At 65.6% G+C, this 14,976-nt stretch carries 10 protein-coding genes; 5 read left to right on the top strand and 5 right to left on the bottom strand.

What is annotated here, in order from left to right; genetic code table 11:
• The first annotated feature begins 50 nt into the window (after positions 1-50).
• Genes QA645_RS24590 through QA645_RS24580 form a run of 3 tightly spaced genes read left to right on the top strand, consistent with a single transcriptional unit; the run spans position 51 to position 6,493 of the window.
• Positions 51-2,900, top strand: a complete 2,850-nt coding sequence (locus QA645_RS24590) for a calcium-binding protein (RefSeq protein ID WP_283044250.1) — start codon at positions 51-53, stop codon at positions 2,898-2,900.
• A gap of 22 nt (positions 2,901-2,922) precedes the next feature.
• Positions 2,923-5,055, top strand: coding sequence for a type I secretion system permease/ATPase (locus QA645_RS24585; protein WP_283044249.1), 2,133 nt, complete (start codon positions 2,923-2,925; stop codon positions 5,053-5,055).
• Positions 5,042-6,493 (top strand): HlyD family type I secretion periplasmic adaptor subunit, encoded by a 1,452-nt coding sequence (locus tag QA645_RS24580; protein WP_283044248.1) that lies wholly within the window; start codon positions 5,042-5,044, stop codon positions 6,491-6,493. Before QA645_RS24585 ends, QA645_RS24580 begins: the two co-directional genes overlap by 14 nt.
• Before the next feature lie 8 nt (positions 6,494-6,501).
• Here QA645_RS24580 and QA645_RS24575 read toward each other — a convergent pair whose 3' ends face one another.
• The 4 genes from QA645_RS24575 to QA645_RS24560 all read right to left on the bottom strand — a co-directional run bounded on the left by QA645_RS24575 (position 6,502) and on the right by QA645_RS24560 (position 11,812).
• Positions 6,502-8,646 carry an adenylate/guanylate cyclase domain-containing protein gene (locus tag QA645_RS24575; protein WP_283044247.1) on the bottom strand — a complete coding sequence of 715 codons (2,145 nt, stop codon included), beginning with the start codon at positions 8,644-8,646 and terminating at the stop codon, positions 6,502-6,504.
• Positions 8,647-8,670: 24 nt separating this feature from the next.
• Entirely contained in the window at positions 8,671-9,060 is a 390-nt protein-coding gene (locus QA645_RS24570) for a cyclic nucleotide-binding domain-containing protein (protein ID WP_283044246.1), read from the bottom strand.
• Positions 9,061-9,252: 192 nt separating this feature from the next.
• Positions 9,253-11,115, bottom strand: coding sequence for an ABC-F family ATP-binding cassette domain-containing protein (locus QA645_RS24565; RefSeq protein WP_283044245.1), 1,863 nt, complete (start codon positions 11,113-11,115; stop codon positions 9,253-9,255).
• Positions 11,116-11,551: 436 nt separating this feature from the next.
• Positions 11,552-11,812 (bottom strand): sulfur globule protein precursor, encoded by a 261-nt coding sequence (locus tag QA645_RS24560; RefSeq protein ID WP_148752965.1) that lies wholly within the window; start codon positions 11,810-11,812, stop codon positions 11,552-11,554.
• Positions 11,813-12,133: 321 nt separating this feature from the next.
• Here QA645_RS24560 and ndk point away from each other — a divergent pair, with 321 nt between their 5' ends.
• Both ndk and QA645_RS24550 read left to right on the top strand, forming a co-directional pair.
• On the top strand, positions 12,134-12,556 hold the full coding sequence (gene ndk, locus QA645_RS24555; RefSeq protein ID WP_027535388.1) for a nucleoside-diphosphate kinase: 423 nt from the start codon (positions 12,134-12,136) through the stop codon (positions 12,554-12,556).
• Positions 12,557-12,600: 44 nt separating this feature from the next.
• Positions 12,601-13,461, top strand: coding sequence for a TerC family protein (locus QA645_RS24550; protein WP_283044244.1), 861 nt, complete (start codon positions 12,601-12,603; stop codon positions 13,459-13,461).
• Between the two features lie 3 nt (positions 13,462-13,464).
• Here QA645_RS24550 and ppx read toward each other — a convergent pair whose 3' ends face one another.
• The gene (gene ppx, locus QA645_RS24545; protein WP_254131020.1) at positions 13,465-14,967 is read right to left on the bottom strand and encodes an exopolyphosphatase; all 1,503 of its coding nucleotides are present in this window, start codon (positions 14,965-14,967) and stop codon (positions 13,465-13,467) included.
• Positions 14,968-14,976 lie beyond the last annotated feature (9 nt).

Raw genomic sequence — 14,976 nt, 5'->3', positions numbered from 1 at the left:
GGCTGCTACGGATCGAGAGGAGGGGCTAGATCGATCGAAGGAATATTTGGATGTCTATTACCTCGGTTTTTTCCCCGGTTACGGGGCAGCTCACGATTTTCGGCGACAGCGCCAATAACGGCCTCGTGATAGGCCGCGACACGTCCGGCCACATCCTGATCAATAACGGGCACGTGAAGACGGTCGGTGGCGATCCCACCGTGGCCAACACCAACGCGATCGATGTCTTCGGTCAGGGTGGTGACGACACGATCACCGTCGACGAAAGCCACGGTGCGATGCCGGCGGTGAACATTTTCGGCGGCGACGGCAATGACAGGATCACCGGCGGCTCGGGAAACGATCTGCTGTTCGGGCAGGCCGGCAATGATGTGATCAAGGGCGGCGGCGGCAACGATCTGCTGTTCGGTGGCGCGGGCAACGACACGCTCGACGGCGGCAGCGGCAACAACCAGCTGTTCGGCGAGGCCGGCGACGACCTCATGATCTGGAATCCCGGCGGCGGCAGCAACGTCTTCGAAGGCGGCGACGGCAACGACACGGCGCAGATCAACGGAAGCAATGCGTCCGAGACATTCACGATCACCGCGAACGGCACCCGCGTGCGGTTCGACGGGACGGGCACCTCGCCATTTTCGCTCGATATCGGCACGACCGAGAATCTCGTGCTGCACGCCGGCGGCGGCGACGACGTCATCACGGCCGGAAACGGGCTCGCCAGCCTGATCTCGCTGACACTCGATGGCGGCGCCGGCAACGACACCATCACCGGCGGTGACGGCAACGATCTCCTGATCGGCGGTTCCGGCAATGACATCGTCAACGGCGGCCGCGGCAACGACGTCGCCCAACTCGGGAGCGGTGACGACACCTTCATCTGGAATCCCGGCGACGGCAGCGACGCCGTGGAAGGCGGGTCGGGCAACGACAAGCTCGTGTTCAACGGCGCCAACATCGCCGAGAACATCAACATCACGGCCAATGGCAGCAGGGTGCGCTTCACCCGCGATGTCGCCAACATCACGATGGACCTCAACAGCATCGAAGAGATCGAGTTCGATGCGCGCGGCGGCGCCGACAACGTCACCGTTGGCGATCTCACCGGGACCGGCGTGAAGCAGGTGCTGGTCGATCTCGGAGCCGTTCCCGGCGGCACGCAAGGCGACGGCGCGGCTGACACCGTGACCGTCAACGGCACCAACGGCAATCAGCACATCCAGGTCACGGCCGCCGGCACCACGGTCACGGTGACGGGCCTGCCGGAGATCGTGACCATCGCCAATGCGGAGGCTCCCAACGACCGGCTGGTGATCCAGGCGCTCGGCGGCAACGACGTCATCGATGCGTCGATGCTTGCTGCGGTGATCGGCCTGACCATTGACGGCGGTGCGGGGAACGACACCATCACCGGCAGCCAGGGCAACGACACGCTGATCGGCGGCGACGGCAACGACAAGGTCACCGGCGGCCGCGGCAACGATTTGGCTCTGCTCGGTGCGGGCGACGACATCTTCACGTGGAATCCCGGTGACGGCAGCGACGTCGTCGAAGGCGGCACGGGAACGGATACGCTGGTCTTCAACGGCTCCAACGTGGCCGAGAACATGTCGATCTCGGCGAATGGAAGCCGCGCGCTGCTCACCCGCGATGTCGGCAATGTCGTCATGGATATCAACGGCGTCGAGCACGTGCAGATCGCTGCTGCCGGCGGTGCCGACAACATCACGGTCAACGATCTCGCCGGCACCGACGTCACCCAGGTCGCGATCGACCTCAGCGCCAGCCCCGGCAGCCAGAGCGGCGACGGCGCGGCGGACCGCGTGACGGTGAACGGCAGCGCCGGCGACGACACCATCAAGGTCGTCGCCTCGGGCGGCTCGATCGACGTCAACGGCCTGGCCGCGCAGGTCACGATCGCGCATGCCGACGCGGGCGACGTGCTCGCCGTCAACGGCGGAGGTGGCAACGACGTCATCGACGCCTCCGCGATCAAGGCCGGACAGCTCCTCAGCCTCAACATCAACGGCGGCGACGGCAACGACACTATCACCGGCAGCGCCGGCAATGACGTCGTGAACGGCGGCCGCGGCAACGACGTCGCCAATCTCGGCGCCGGTGACGACACCTTCGTCTGGAATCCCGGCGACGGCAGCGACACCGTCGAAGGCGGCAAGGGCACCGATACGCTGTTGTTCAACGGCGCCAATGTCAGCGAGAACATCAACATCTCGGCCAATGGCGGCAGGGTGCTGTTCACCCGCGATGTCGCCAACATCGCGATGGACGTGAACAACATCGAGCATATCGACTTCAATGCGCTGGGCGGCGCCGACAACATCACGGTCAATGATCTCTCCGGCACCGGCGTGAACCAGGTCAATCTCGACCTCGGCGCCAATGACGGCGCCGCCGATACCGTGACCATCAACGGAACCAGTGGCGCCGACGTCATCACGGTGACCGAGCACGACGGCATCATCACGGTGTCCGGGCTTGGCCAGGACATCAACATCACCGATGCCGGTGCGGGCGACAGGCTCGTCATCAACGGCCTCGACGGCGACGATGTCATCACCGCCACCGGCCTGCACGGCGGCATCCAGCTCGTCGCCAATGGCGGCAACGGCGATGACGTCCTGATCGGCGGCTCCGGAAACGATACGCTGACCGGTGGCGCGGGTGACGATGTGCTGATCGGCGGTCCCGGCCAGGACGTCCTCGATGGCGGCACCGGCAACAACGTCCTGATCCAGGACGGCGGGGCGATGGCGGCCGCGATGCTGCTCAACCAGGCCATGGCGGCGAGCTTCGTTCCCGCAGGCGACGGCCATGGCGTGATGCCGCTGGCCGATCCGCACACCGCGCAGACCCAGACGCTGGCTCCGCCACAGCACGCCTGACGCTCCGGCCTGGAGAACGCCCATGACGACGCACGCGGTCTTGACCGATACGGGGCTGGACGCGCTCCTGACCTTGCTTCACCTGCAAGGCGTGGCGGCCGACCGCGATCAGCTCTGGCACCGGCAAGGTACGGCCCATTTTGGCGCAGCGGACATCATCCGCTGCGCCAAATCCCTCGGTTTGAAAGCGCGAACCCATCGAACGCAGTGGAGCCGCCTGCCGGACACTCCGCTCCCGGCGATCGCGATGTTGCGTGACGGCAGCTTCATGGTCATCGCAAAAGTCTCCGCCGACAAGCTGCTGGTGCAGTCGCCGGCGACGCAGCGGCCCGTGTTCATGGAGCGCGACGAGTTTGCTGTGATCTGGGACGGCGGATTGATCCTGATGACCCGGCGCGCCGGGTTATCCGACCTCGGACGCCGCTTCGACATCACCTGGTTCGTCGGCGCCATCGGCAAATACCGGCGGCTGCTGGGGGAGGTGGTGGCGGCCTCGTTCTTCCTCCAGCTGTTTGCGCTGGTGTCGCCGCTGTTCTTCCAGGTCGTGATCGACAAGGTGCTGGTGCACCGTTCGCTGTCGACGCTCGACGTGCTCGTCGTCGGGCTCGTGGTCGTCTCGCTGTTCGACACCATGCTCGGAATCCTGCGCAACTACCTGTTCTCGCACACGACCAACCGCATCGACGTCGAGCTGGGCGCGCGCCTGTTCAATCATCTGTTGGCGTTGCCGATGGCCTGGTTTCAGGCAAGGCGCGTCGGCGATTCCGTGGCGCGGGTCCGCGAGCTCGAGAACATCCGGAATTTCATCACCTCATCGTCGCTGACGCTGCTCATCGACCTGGTCTTCACCTCGGTGTTCCTGGCGGTGATGTTCGCCTATTCGCCGCTGATGACCTGCATCGTGCTCGGATCGTTCCCGTTCTACATCGCGATCTCGGCGGTCGCGACGCCGCTGTTTCGCCGCCGGCTGGAGGAGAAATTCCGCCGCGGCGCCGAGAACCAGGCGTTTCTGGTCGAGAGCGTCTCTGGCATCGAGACGCTGAAGGCGATGGCGGTCGAGCCGCAGATGCAGCGCCGCTGGGAAGAGCAGCTCGCCGGCTACGTCTCGGCGAGCTTTGGTGTCACCAGCCTCGGCAACACCGCAAGCCAGCTCGTGCAGTTCGTCAGCAAGGTCGTCACCGCCGCCATCCTCTATGTCGGCGCGCGGCTGGTGATCGGCGACGCCCTGACTGTCGGCGAGCTCGTGGCCTTCAACATCTTCGCGGGCCGCGTCTCGGCGCCGGTGTTGCGGCTGGCGCAGGTCTGGCAGGATTTCCATCAGGCGCGGCTCTCGATCGCCCGGCTCGGCGACATCCTCAACAGCGCCGCGGAGCCGGCTTACTCCGCGGGCCGCGCCGGGCTGCCGTCGCTTAGGGGCAACATTCGGTTCGAGCACGTCGCGTTTCGCTACCGGCTCGACGGGCCGGAAATCCTGCACGATGTCTCCTTCGATATTCCGGCCGGGCAGACCGTCGGCATCGTCGGCTCGTCGGGGTCCGGCAAGAGCACCTTCGCAAAGCTGGTGCAGCGGCTGTATTTGCCGCAGGGCGGCCGCGTCCTGATCGACGGCATGGACCTGGTGATGACCGACCCGGCCTGGCTGCGGCGACAGATCGGCGTGGTGCTGCAGGAGAACATGCTGTTCAACCGCTCGGTGCGCGACAACATCGCGCTCGCCGATCCGACTTTGCCGATGGACCGGATCATCGAGGCGGCAAGGCTCGCCGGCGCGCATGATTTCATTCTGGAACTGCCCGAAGGCTACGACACGGTGGTCGGCGAGCGCGGCTCGACACTCTCGGGCGGCCAGCGTCAGCGCATCGCGATCGCCCGCGCGCTGGTGACCAATCCGCGCATCCTGATCTTCGACGAAGCCACCAGCGCGCTGGACTACGAAAGCGAGCGGATCATCCACGACAACATGAAAGACATCGCGAAGGGCCGCACCGTCCTGATCATCGCGCATCGTCTCTCCACCGTCCGCGGCGCCGATCGCATCTTCACGCTGGAGCGCGGCCGTCTGGTCGAGGACGGCACGCATGATGCCTTGATCAGGAGTGGCGGCCGCTATGCCAACCTGCACCGGCTTCAGGGAGGACTCCATGAGGTCGGCTAGCACCGCACCGGCCCGAAAGCCGGAGCAGACTGTCGTTCCGTTCCGGACTACGAAGAACCGGAGCGCCGCGGAAACCGCGTTCCTGCCGGCGGCGCTGGAGATCACGGAAACCCCGCCGTCGCCGATCGGCCGCGCCATCGCGTTTGCGCTGATGGCCCTGGTTTGCGTGGTGCTGGCTTGGTCGGCCTGGGGCACGATCGACATCGTGGCGTCCGCCACCGGCAAGGTGGTGTCGAGCGGCCGCAGCAAGGTGGTGCAGCCGTTCGAGACCGGCGTGGTGCGCGCCATCCATGTGCAGGACGGGCAGGCGGTCAAATCCGGCGACGTGCTGATCGAGCTCGATCCGACCGTGAATGCCGCGGAGCGCGACCATCTGCACGACGACCTCATGGCCGAACGGCTCAACAGCGCGCGCCTGCGCGCGGCGCTGGCTGCCGGCGAAGATGGCCCCGCCAATCTGGTCCCGCCCGCGGATGCCGATCCCTTGCTGGTCGCGACGCAGCAGCAACTTCTCGCCAACCAGGTCGGCGAGCACCGCGCCAAGCTCGCGGCGCTTGCCGGCCAGGAGGCGCAGAAGAACGCCGAGCAGCAGACGATCGCGGCGACGATCCACAAGCTCGGTGCCTTGCTCCCGGTGACCGAGCAGCGCGTCGATATCCGCAGGACGCTGATGGAGAAGGAGATCGGCTCGAAGCTGACCTATTACGAGACGCTCCAGCTCCAGATCGAGCAGCAGGAGGAGCTCGGGGTCCAGCGCAGCCATCTGAAGGAAGCCGAGTCCGCCGTCGCCGCGATCAGGGAGACCCGCATCCAGGCGGTGGCCGAGTATCGCAAGAGCCTGTCCGACGAGCTCGCCAAGAGCGAGCAGAAAGCCAATGGCCTTGCGCGCGACCTGATCAAGGCGCAGCAGCGCACCCAGCTTCAGCGACTGACGTCACCGGTCGACGGCGTCGTGCAGCAGCTTGCTGTCCACACCGTCGGCGGTGTGGTCACGCCGGCGCAGTCGCTGCTCGTGATCGTGCCGTCGGACACCCGGCTCGAGATCGAGGCGATGATCTCCAACCGTGACATCGGCTTCGTCGAGCCCGGGCAGGGCGCCGCGATCAAGATCGACACCTTCAACTTCACCCGCTACGGCCTGCTGCAAGGCCGCGTCGAGAGCGTCTCGCAGGACGCCATCATTCGCGACCGTCCGCCGGAGCGTGGCGACCGCGCGCCGGGCGCGCAGCACGACAGCAGCGAGCCCAGCGGGCAGGAGCTCAGCTACAGTGCAACCATCGCGCTCGACCGCACGCAAATGCAGGTGGACGATCGCCTCGTCAGCCTGACCCCGGGCATGGCGGTCACGGTCGAGATCAGGACCGGCTCGCGCACCATTCTGAGCTACCTGTTGTCGCCGCTGCAGCGCTACCGGCACGACATCATGCGGGAGCGCTAGGGTCTGCCTCACTTCCTGGTAAATCGGATCGTTCCATCCCAATCGTCCGGTGGTGGTTCGAGCAGGAAGCCGACCACGCGGTCGAGGTAGATTCCGGCCAGCATATCGTCCGGACGGGCGCGGGCAAACGCCTCCAGGGCCTCGAACGCACGCATCCAATCCCGGCTGGCGTAAGCCTCGTAAACGCGGTGCCAATCGCGAACGATGTCCGTCATGTCAGTCGTTGCCCGGCAATCCTCCGGGCCCTCGAGGGCGCCAAGAAGTTCGAAGAGGTCGAGTGACGTCTTCGCGCCCTTCGGCTGGATCCTGTCGACGCGACGAAACAGAAACGCGTCCGAGCATAGGTCCGCGATCTCTGCGCTCGCCAGGATTTCGGTGCCGTAATATTTGTTGAGGCCTTCGATCCGGGAGGCGACATTCACGGTATCGCCGATGGCGGTGTAGTCGATCCGGTCGGTCGAGCCGACATTGCCCAGGATCGCTTCACCGCCATGGAGCCCGAAACGGGTGTGCCACGGCGCAAGGCCGTCTGCCTTCCAGCGTTCGCCGAGGCGGTGGGCCGCCGCCCGGCACTTGAGCGCCGTGCGACAGGCCACGTGCTCATGGTGGGCAACCGGCAGCGGCGCATTCCAGAAGGAGAAGATGGCGTCGCCAATGAACTTGTCGACGGTCCCTTGCTCGCTGACGACCACTGAGGCGAGTTCCTCGAAATATGTCGACAGGTTCACCATCAGATCCTTGGCGGGCGTGACACCGGCCATCGACGTGAAATCCTGGACATCCGTGAACATGATGCTGACGTTGCGGGTCTCGCCGCCGACCGCGACAACGGTCTCGCTTTGCAGGATGTCCCTCACGAGCGCCTTCGGGACGAACTTCGTCACTTCGCGGAGCGTGCTCTTCATCCCGGACATCGACCTGATCAGCACATCGAGTTCCCGGACACGCGAGCCGAAGCCGATCGGATCGTCCAGCTTGAATGCCCGGATCAGATCCGCCTCGCCGGCGAGCTTCATGACGGGCCGCGAAATCGAGTGCGCGAGATAGGCGATCGCCGGCAGCGACAGCAGGAAGATCAGAAGGGCAGGCGGGATGCTGCGCGCCGCGGCGTCGGCCAACGTGCCCATGAAATCCGAAAGCGGCGCCGCATAGAGCACGAAGAATACGCCGCCGTCCCTTGCGACCTGGCGAACGACCGTTGCGAGAAAGTCCGCGCCCGCGGCATGAAAGCGGACCAGGGGAAACGGACCGTTCCGCTCGAATAGTCGTACTGCTTCCTGAATGACGGGATCGGAAAGTTCGCCGACGGTGGCGACCTGCATCGCGTCGCCGCCATTGACGCCGGATGGCTTGAACATCTGGCTAGGATCGGAGTGGGCCAGAAGCCGATTCTGCTCGTCGAAGGCCACAAAGCGATGGCTGTCATTGAGGCGGACGGACCGCACATAGGCCATCAATCGGTCGATGGTGATGTCGACGCCGACGGCGCCGCCCTCGAAGGCCTTGGCGAGAGTCATTCCGGCTTGCGATGTGGTGGCGAAGATGTAGGGCACGTTCCGGACGGTATTCTGCGGCTGCGCCCTCGCATCGCGATACCATGGGCGAAGGCGCGGATCATAATCGGCGGCAATGTTGCGCGTGCCGACCTGACGCCGGCCGGCATCGAGAAACCGCCAGGTCTCGGTGCGCAGGCCGGCTTCATCGTGGCTGATCTCCTGTATCGCGAACCGGGTCGTCGGAGGTGCGCTCAAGGCCGTGACAAAGGAGCTTTCCGCCTCCGAGATGGACAGGACCTGAAAGTAGTCGCCATTTTCATAGCCGACATAGGCCGAGGAAATCTGGGGACTGAGCGCCAGGCTCGTCAGGATCAGCGGCTCGATTGAAGCTTTCAGCCCCGCGATCTGCCGGACCGCGGGCGCGTCGCTGAGCTGGGCCGCGATCAGGAACGCGGGAGCGAAGAAGCCCAGCCGCCGTTCGTTGATCCGATCGATTGTCGTCTTGAAGCTGTCCGAGGCTGCCCTGATCGCTGCTCTGCGGGTCTCGAGGTAGTTGGTGACCGTGAGCGCGGTTCCGAGCAGGAGCGCTGCGAGCACGAAAAGCGTGAGCACGGTCACGAATATCGGGATGCGTGGCGTACGATCTGCTGCATGCATGGCTGCGGACCCTCACGAGCCGCGTTATGTGGACAGGTCGATGATGCGCTTGGACAGATAGTCCACCCAATATCGAAGGAAGGGGTCGGCCTCATCGAGCTTCTGCTTGAGCCTGCTCTCGCTGACCGCCAGCAGGTCGCAACCATTTCTGGTATAGGCCGATGCGGCGCGTTGCGCGCCCGCCATCAAGGCGTGCACGCCAAACATCTGGCCGGGCTGGAGCTCGGTGACGAGGCGCTGCTGGTCGGTTCCGAACCGGAGATAGATCGTGACGTCGCCCCGAAGCAGGATGTAGGCGATCGTTCCGATTTCACCCTCGACGAAGATCGTCGCGCCCGCAGGACAGGTTCTTCGGCCGAGACCCTCCCGGATCGAAACAATCGGGGCATCCGTGCTTCCAGGTTCGATGATCATCGCGGACCAGGTATTTCTGTCAGGCTCTGACCTGACGTTGGCAGGCGGATGCGGCTTTCGTCGATCTGGGGAGGCTATCGTTTACCGATGGCGCTGAGATGTGCAGTTTGTGCCATAGTCGCGTGATCGGAAGGGGGCGCCGCCGGCAAAGGACCGGCTACTGTGCATGGGGTTGTTTTCAAGATTTCAAGTCTAGCCCGCCGCCTCGCCGAACTGCGCGCTTGCCTCGAGCCATTGCTCTTCCGCGCGCGCGAGCGCATCGGCCGCATTGGCGCGGGCCTTTGAGAGCTGCGCGGCCTGCTTGGGGTCGCGCGTGAAGATGTCTGGCAGCGCGAGCGCCGTATCGATCTTGGTGATGATCTCGGTGACCCGCGCGATCTCGCTCTCGGCCTCCGCGATGCGCTTCTTCAGCGAGCCGCGATTGTCCGATTTCGGGCGCTGCGGCTTCTCGCTGGGCGCGCTGCGCTCGCGCGGGGCAGGCTCGGCGTTGCGCGAGGACAGCACCAGGCGGCGATACTCGTCGAGGTCGCCGTCGTAATTGGTCACGGTGCGGTCGGCGACGATCCAGAGCTGGTCGGCGCAGGCCTCGATCAGATAGCGGTCGTGCGAGACCATGATGATCGCGCCGGGAAACTCGTTGATGGCTTCGGCGAGCGCAGCGCGGCTGTCGATGTCGAGATGGTTGGTCGGCTCGTCCAGGATGATCATGTTGGGGCCGTAGAACGTCGCGAGCCCCAGCAGCAGCCGCGCCTTCTCGCCGCCCGACAGTTTGCCGGCCTTGGTGTCGGCCGCCTTGCCGGAGAAGCCGATCGCGCCGGCGCGGGCGCGCACCTTCGCCTCGGGCGCGTCGCCCATCAGCTTGCGGACGTGATCGTAGGCGGAAGCGTCCTCGTTCAGCTCGTCGAGCTGATGCTGCGCGAAATAGGCGATCGAGAGCTTGTCGGCGCGCGTCACCTTGCCGGAGAAGGGGGCGAGACGCGCGGCGAGCAGCTTGACGAGCGTCGACTTGCCGTTGCCGTTGGCGCCGAGCAGCGCAATGCGGTCGTCGTTGTCGATGCGCAGCGTCACGCGGCTCAGCACCGGCGTGGCCGGATCGTAGCCGACCGAGGCGTTGTCGACGGCGATGATCGGCGGCGACAGGATTTTCTCCGGCGCCGGGAAGGTGATCTCGCGCACGTCCTCCGTCACCAGGGCCGTGATCGGCTTCAGCCGCTCCAGCATTTTGACGCGGGATTGGGCCTGGCGCGCTTTCGAGGCCTTGGCCTTGAAGCGATCGACGAAGGCCTGCAGGCGGGCACGCTCGGCCTCCTGGCGCTTGACCGCCTTGGCATCGAGCAACTCGCGCGCGGCGCGCTGCTCCTCGAAGGAGGAGTAGGTGCCCTTGTAGAGCGTGAGCTTGCCGCGCTCCAGATGCAGGATCTGGTCGACCGAGCTCTCCAGCAGGTCGCGGTCATGGCTGATCACGATCACCGTGCGCGGATAATGCGCGAGGTGATCCTCGAGCCACAGCGTGCCTTCGAGGTCGAGATAGTTGGTGGGCTCGTCGAGCAGCAGCAGGTCCGGGGCCGCGAACAGGGTCGCCGCCAGCGCCACGCGCATGCGCCAGCCGCCGGAGAATTCGGCGCAGGGACGCAGCTGGTCGGCGGCGGAAAAGCCGAGGCCGGACAGGATCGCAGCGGCGCGGCTCGGGGCCGAATGCGCGTCGATGTCGACGAGCCGGGTCTGGATCTCGGCGATCCGGTGCGGGTCGGTGGCGCTCTCGGCTTCGTGAAGCAGCGCGTCGCGCTCGAGGTCGGCCTTGAGCACGACCGAGATCAGGCTTTCGGGGCCGTTTGGCGCTTCCTGGGCCAGGCTGCCGACCCGCCAACGCGGCGGCAGGGTCACCGAGCCGTGCTCGGCGGCCAGCTCGCCGCGGATCACCTTGAAAAGCGTCGATTTGCCGGTGCCGTTGCGCCCGACCATGCCGACGCGCGAGCCGGGCGTGATCTGCACGGAGCTACTGTCGATCAGAAGGCGTCCGGCGAGGCGGATGGAGAGATCGGTGATGGAGAGCATGCGGCCTTGTCACCGCAGGCGGGATCAAACGCAACCCGATTTTTTCGTCAATGCGACTCGCGTTCGCGCTTCCTCAACTCGTCCATCAGCTGCTCGAGATGTGTCGGGAGCCGGGGGTCGGGACGAAGGCTTTGCTGAAGCCGCTCGCCTACGGCATCGCAAATCGAGCGGCTGGTGCGCCGATCGATCTGTTCGCTCTCATTGGCAAAAAGGCCCGCCATCTCGGGGTTCCGTGTGTTCGAAGTAACGACACGGTATCAAGTCATTGGCCCCCAAAATGGTTTCGCCGGTTGTTGGGGACGTCAGCCATTCTAGTAAAAATTGTATGAATTCGCCGTATCTGCCCAAAGACAAGGCCCCGGCGGGGGGAACGCCGGGGCCTCTCTTGGAAGGTACCGCAGGGGGGGAACGGCACCTCAGGAAGGTTCTGTCGGGCTCAGTAGCAGCGGTTGATCAGCCGCCAGCGGGGCCCCCAGGGGGTCGGGACCAGCCGGCGCACGTAGCAGCCGCCATAACCGTAGGAGACGGGGGCAGCGTAGAAGCGCGGTCCGCCCCAGCCCCAGCCGCCGTGATGCCAGCCGCCACCGCCGTGCCAGCCCCAGCCGCCGCCATGCCAGTGAGCGGAGGCGGAGGTGGGAGCCAGCGCGGCACCCAGCGCGACCGCGGCGACTGCAGCGAGCGAAAGTTTCCTCAACATGATGATCTCCTCAAAACTGCCGGCGCGGGGCTATCGCGTCGATGGAAAGGCCGCCGAAACGATCCGCCTCGGGAGGAGGCTTTGGTTTCGATGGACCTGACATTAGGCCAGCGAGGCTGAACCAAACCCTCATGGGGCCTTCAGATTGGGTTCATCTGCGTGAAATCGTTGTAATCCATGTTGGAATTCGGCTCAGCCTCTCGGCCTGGCCCTGCGGCGAAGCGCCCGTGGGCTGTTCCGGCGGTCGCTTGCCGGATCGCGAAGGCGCCGATATAAGCCCCGCAACTCCAAACCACCCTTTTTCTCTTCAAGGACAAGATCATGGCCATCGAACGCACTTTCTCGATCATCAAGCCCGACGCGACCGCGCGTAACCTGACCGGCGCCGTGAACGCCGTGATCGAGAAGGCGGGCCTGCGGATCGTCGCGCAGAAGCGCATCCGCATGACCAAGGAACAGGCCGAGACGTTCTACGCCGTCCACAAGGCCCGCCCGTTCTTCGGCGAGCTGGTCGAGTTCATGACCTCGGGCCCGGTCGTGGTCCAGGTGCTGGAAGCCGAGGGTGCGATCGCCAAGTACCGCGACGCCATGGGCGCGACCGACCCGTCCAAGGCGGCCGACGGCACCATCCGCAAGCTCTACGCAAAGTCGATCGGCGAGAACTCCGCCCACGGCTCGGACGCCCCGGAGACCGCCGCGATCGAGATCGCGCAGTTCTTCTCGGGCAACGAGATCGTCGGCTGAGCTTTCAGCCGATAAGTTAAGTCGACGGGGCGAAAGGACTTATTGTGAACTGGCTCTGGCAGATCTTCGATCCCGCCACGATCGGGGCATTCTTCACCCAGTTCCGCAATGAGATGGCCGAACCGACCTTCTGGATTGCGGTCGGCAAGATCATCTGGATCAACATCCTTTTGTCCGGCGACAACGCGCTGGTGATCGCGCTTGCCTGCCGCGGCCTGAAGCCGCGGCACCGGCTCTGGGGCATGGTGCTCGGTGCGGGTGCTGCGGTGCTGCTGCGGATCATCTTCACCGGCATCGTCGCCAGCCTGATGGAACTGCCGTACCTCAAGCTGGTCGGCGGCCTCGCACTGATCGTGATCGCGGCAAAGCTGCTGGTGCCGGAAAACGAGGACGAGGACGGCGTCGAGTCGGCCTCGCATCTGTGGCAGGCGGTGCAGATCGTCGTCGTCGCCGACATCGTCATGAGCCTCGACAATGTCATCGCGGTCGCGGCCGCCGCCAATGGCAGCGTGCCGCTTTTGGTGCTCGGCCTTGCCATCAGCGTGCCCCTGATCGTCGCGGGCGCGGCGCTGATCATGGCATTGCTGTCGAAGCTGCCGATCCTGGTCTGGGCCGGTGCGGCGCTGCTCGGCTGGATCGCGGGCGAGGTGATCGCCACCGATCCGGGCATCGCGCCGAAGCTGCATTCGCTGTCCGAGGGTCCGTTCGGCGCCTCGCTGGACCAGATGCTCGGCACTCTGCACATCCCGCCGCAATTCGCCCATGGCGGCGGTGGCGCCGAATATCTCTGCGCCTTGCTCGGCGTTGTCGTCGTGCTGCTGGTCGGCGCGATCTGGCGCCGGCGCCGGCTGAGCCATGCCGCGCTCGAAGCCTCCGAGCACCACGCCAAGGCGTCGGCGGAGTAGTTTCTAACGCCGGACGATCGACCCCGAACGTCCGATCAGCCGGGCGAGCTGCTTGAAGCGGCTGCCGACGCGGTCGGCGACGAGGTCGCCGAGCCTGTGCTCGAACACCAGCATCAGATTGCGCGCTTGGCTGCGGAAATGCGTGGCGGGCAGGACGCCCGGGCGCGCTGCTGAGATCAGATGCGCGACACGGAACGCTGCCCCAAGGAGCCGGGCGCGTTCGAGCTGCGCCGGTGTCAGCAATTCCTGCATGGTCAGCGGCGGCTGGTTCTCTTCGCTGAGGCCCGCATAGCGATAGAACACCGACAGGCCGACAAAGGCGCGCTCGCGGTGATCAATCGCGCCGAAATTGGCGTTGACCACGAGGCTCAACGTCTGCTCGCCCCGATGGTCGGGATGGACGCGCCAGCCGATGTCGGACAGAAGGCAGGCTGTGTGGCGCAGGCGGCGGTCTTCCTCGGTCTCGCGCAGCTTCACCACGCGTGCGAGGCGATCGGTCCAGGCAATCAGCTCGCGGGCGTGCTTGGCCGAGCGTGACAAGAGCTGGTTCAGCTCTTCGGCGGCACAGATCAGGCCGTCCTTGTTGCGCTCGGAGTCCGGCAGCTTCTCGTGCAGCAGGCCCTCGCGCACGCCGAAGGTCGAGAACACGATGGTCTTCGGCTTCGCGACCCGGATGATGTGCTCGAGCACCAGCGCAGCGTAGGTGAGGAGAGGGCGCCGCGCATCCGCGACGACCTCGATGTCGGCCAGCATGTTGGTGGCTGCAAGCCGCCGGAGGCGACGTGAGAAATCGAGCGCCTCAGCGGCGGGAATCGAATAGCCGTGCATCACCTGGAGCGGATAGCCGCTCTGGATGATGTGGATGCGCGCGAGCGCACGCCAGGTGCCGCCGACGGCATAGAAGGTGCGGCCACGACCCGCGGCGAGCTGCGGAACTTCGTCGATCGCCTCGCGCACGATGCGGTCGGCGCGCTTGAGCGATTTGTGGGCGAGGTCCTGCAGCGCGAGGCCGCCGAGCGGCAGTGTCACGCCGCTGCGTACGCTGTTCCCGCGTACGTCGATCAGTTCGAGCGAGCCGCCGCCGAGATCGCCGACGATGCCGTCGGGACGATGGATGCCCGAGATTACGCCGAGCGCCGACAGTTTTGCTTCGCGCGGTCCCGACAGGATCTCGATTTTAACGGCGCAGATGCGCTCGGCTTTCGCGATGAAGTCGGGGCCGTTGGAAGCGTCGCGGCAGGCCGCGGTCGCGATCGCGAACACGCGGCCGACCTGCATCACGCGGCACAACGCCCGAAAACGTTTCAGCGAGGTCAGCGCCTTGTCGACGGCATCCGGCGCGAGCAGACCCGTGCTCTGCACCTCACGCCCGAGGCCGCACAGCGTCTTCTCGTTGAAGATCGGAATCAGGCTGCGTGTCAGTCCCTCGTAGACGACGAGACGAACCGAGTTGGAGCCGATGTCGATGACCGCGACGCTAGCGCCACGCTTGCGCGGCCGTTTCACGGCAAAGAT

This window comes from Bradyrhizobium sp. CIAT3101 (genome assembly GCF_029714945.1).
Taxonomy (GTDB): Bacteria; Pseudomonadota; Alphaproteobacteria; order Rhizobiales; family Xanthobacteraceae; genus Bradyrhizobium.
Note: the sequence above shows the minus strand (reverse complement) of the source record. Positions and strands in the feature narration are given on the sequence as shown.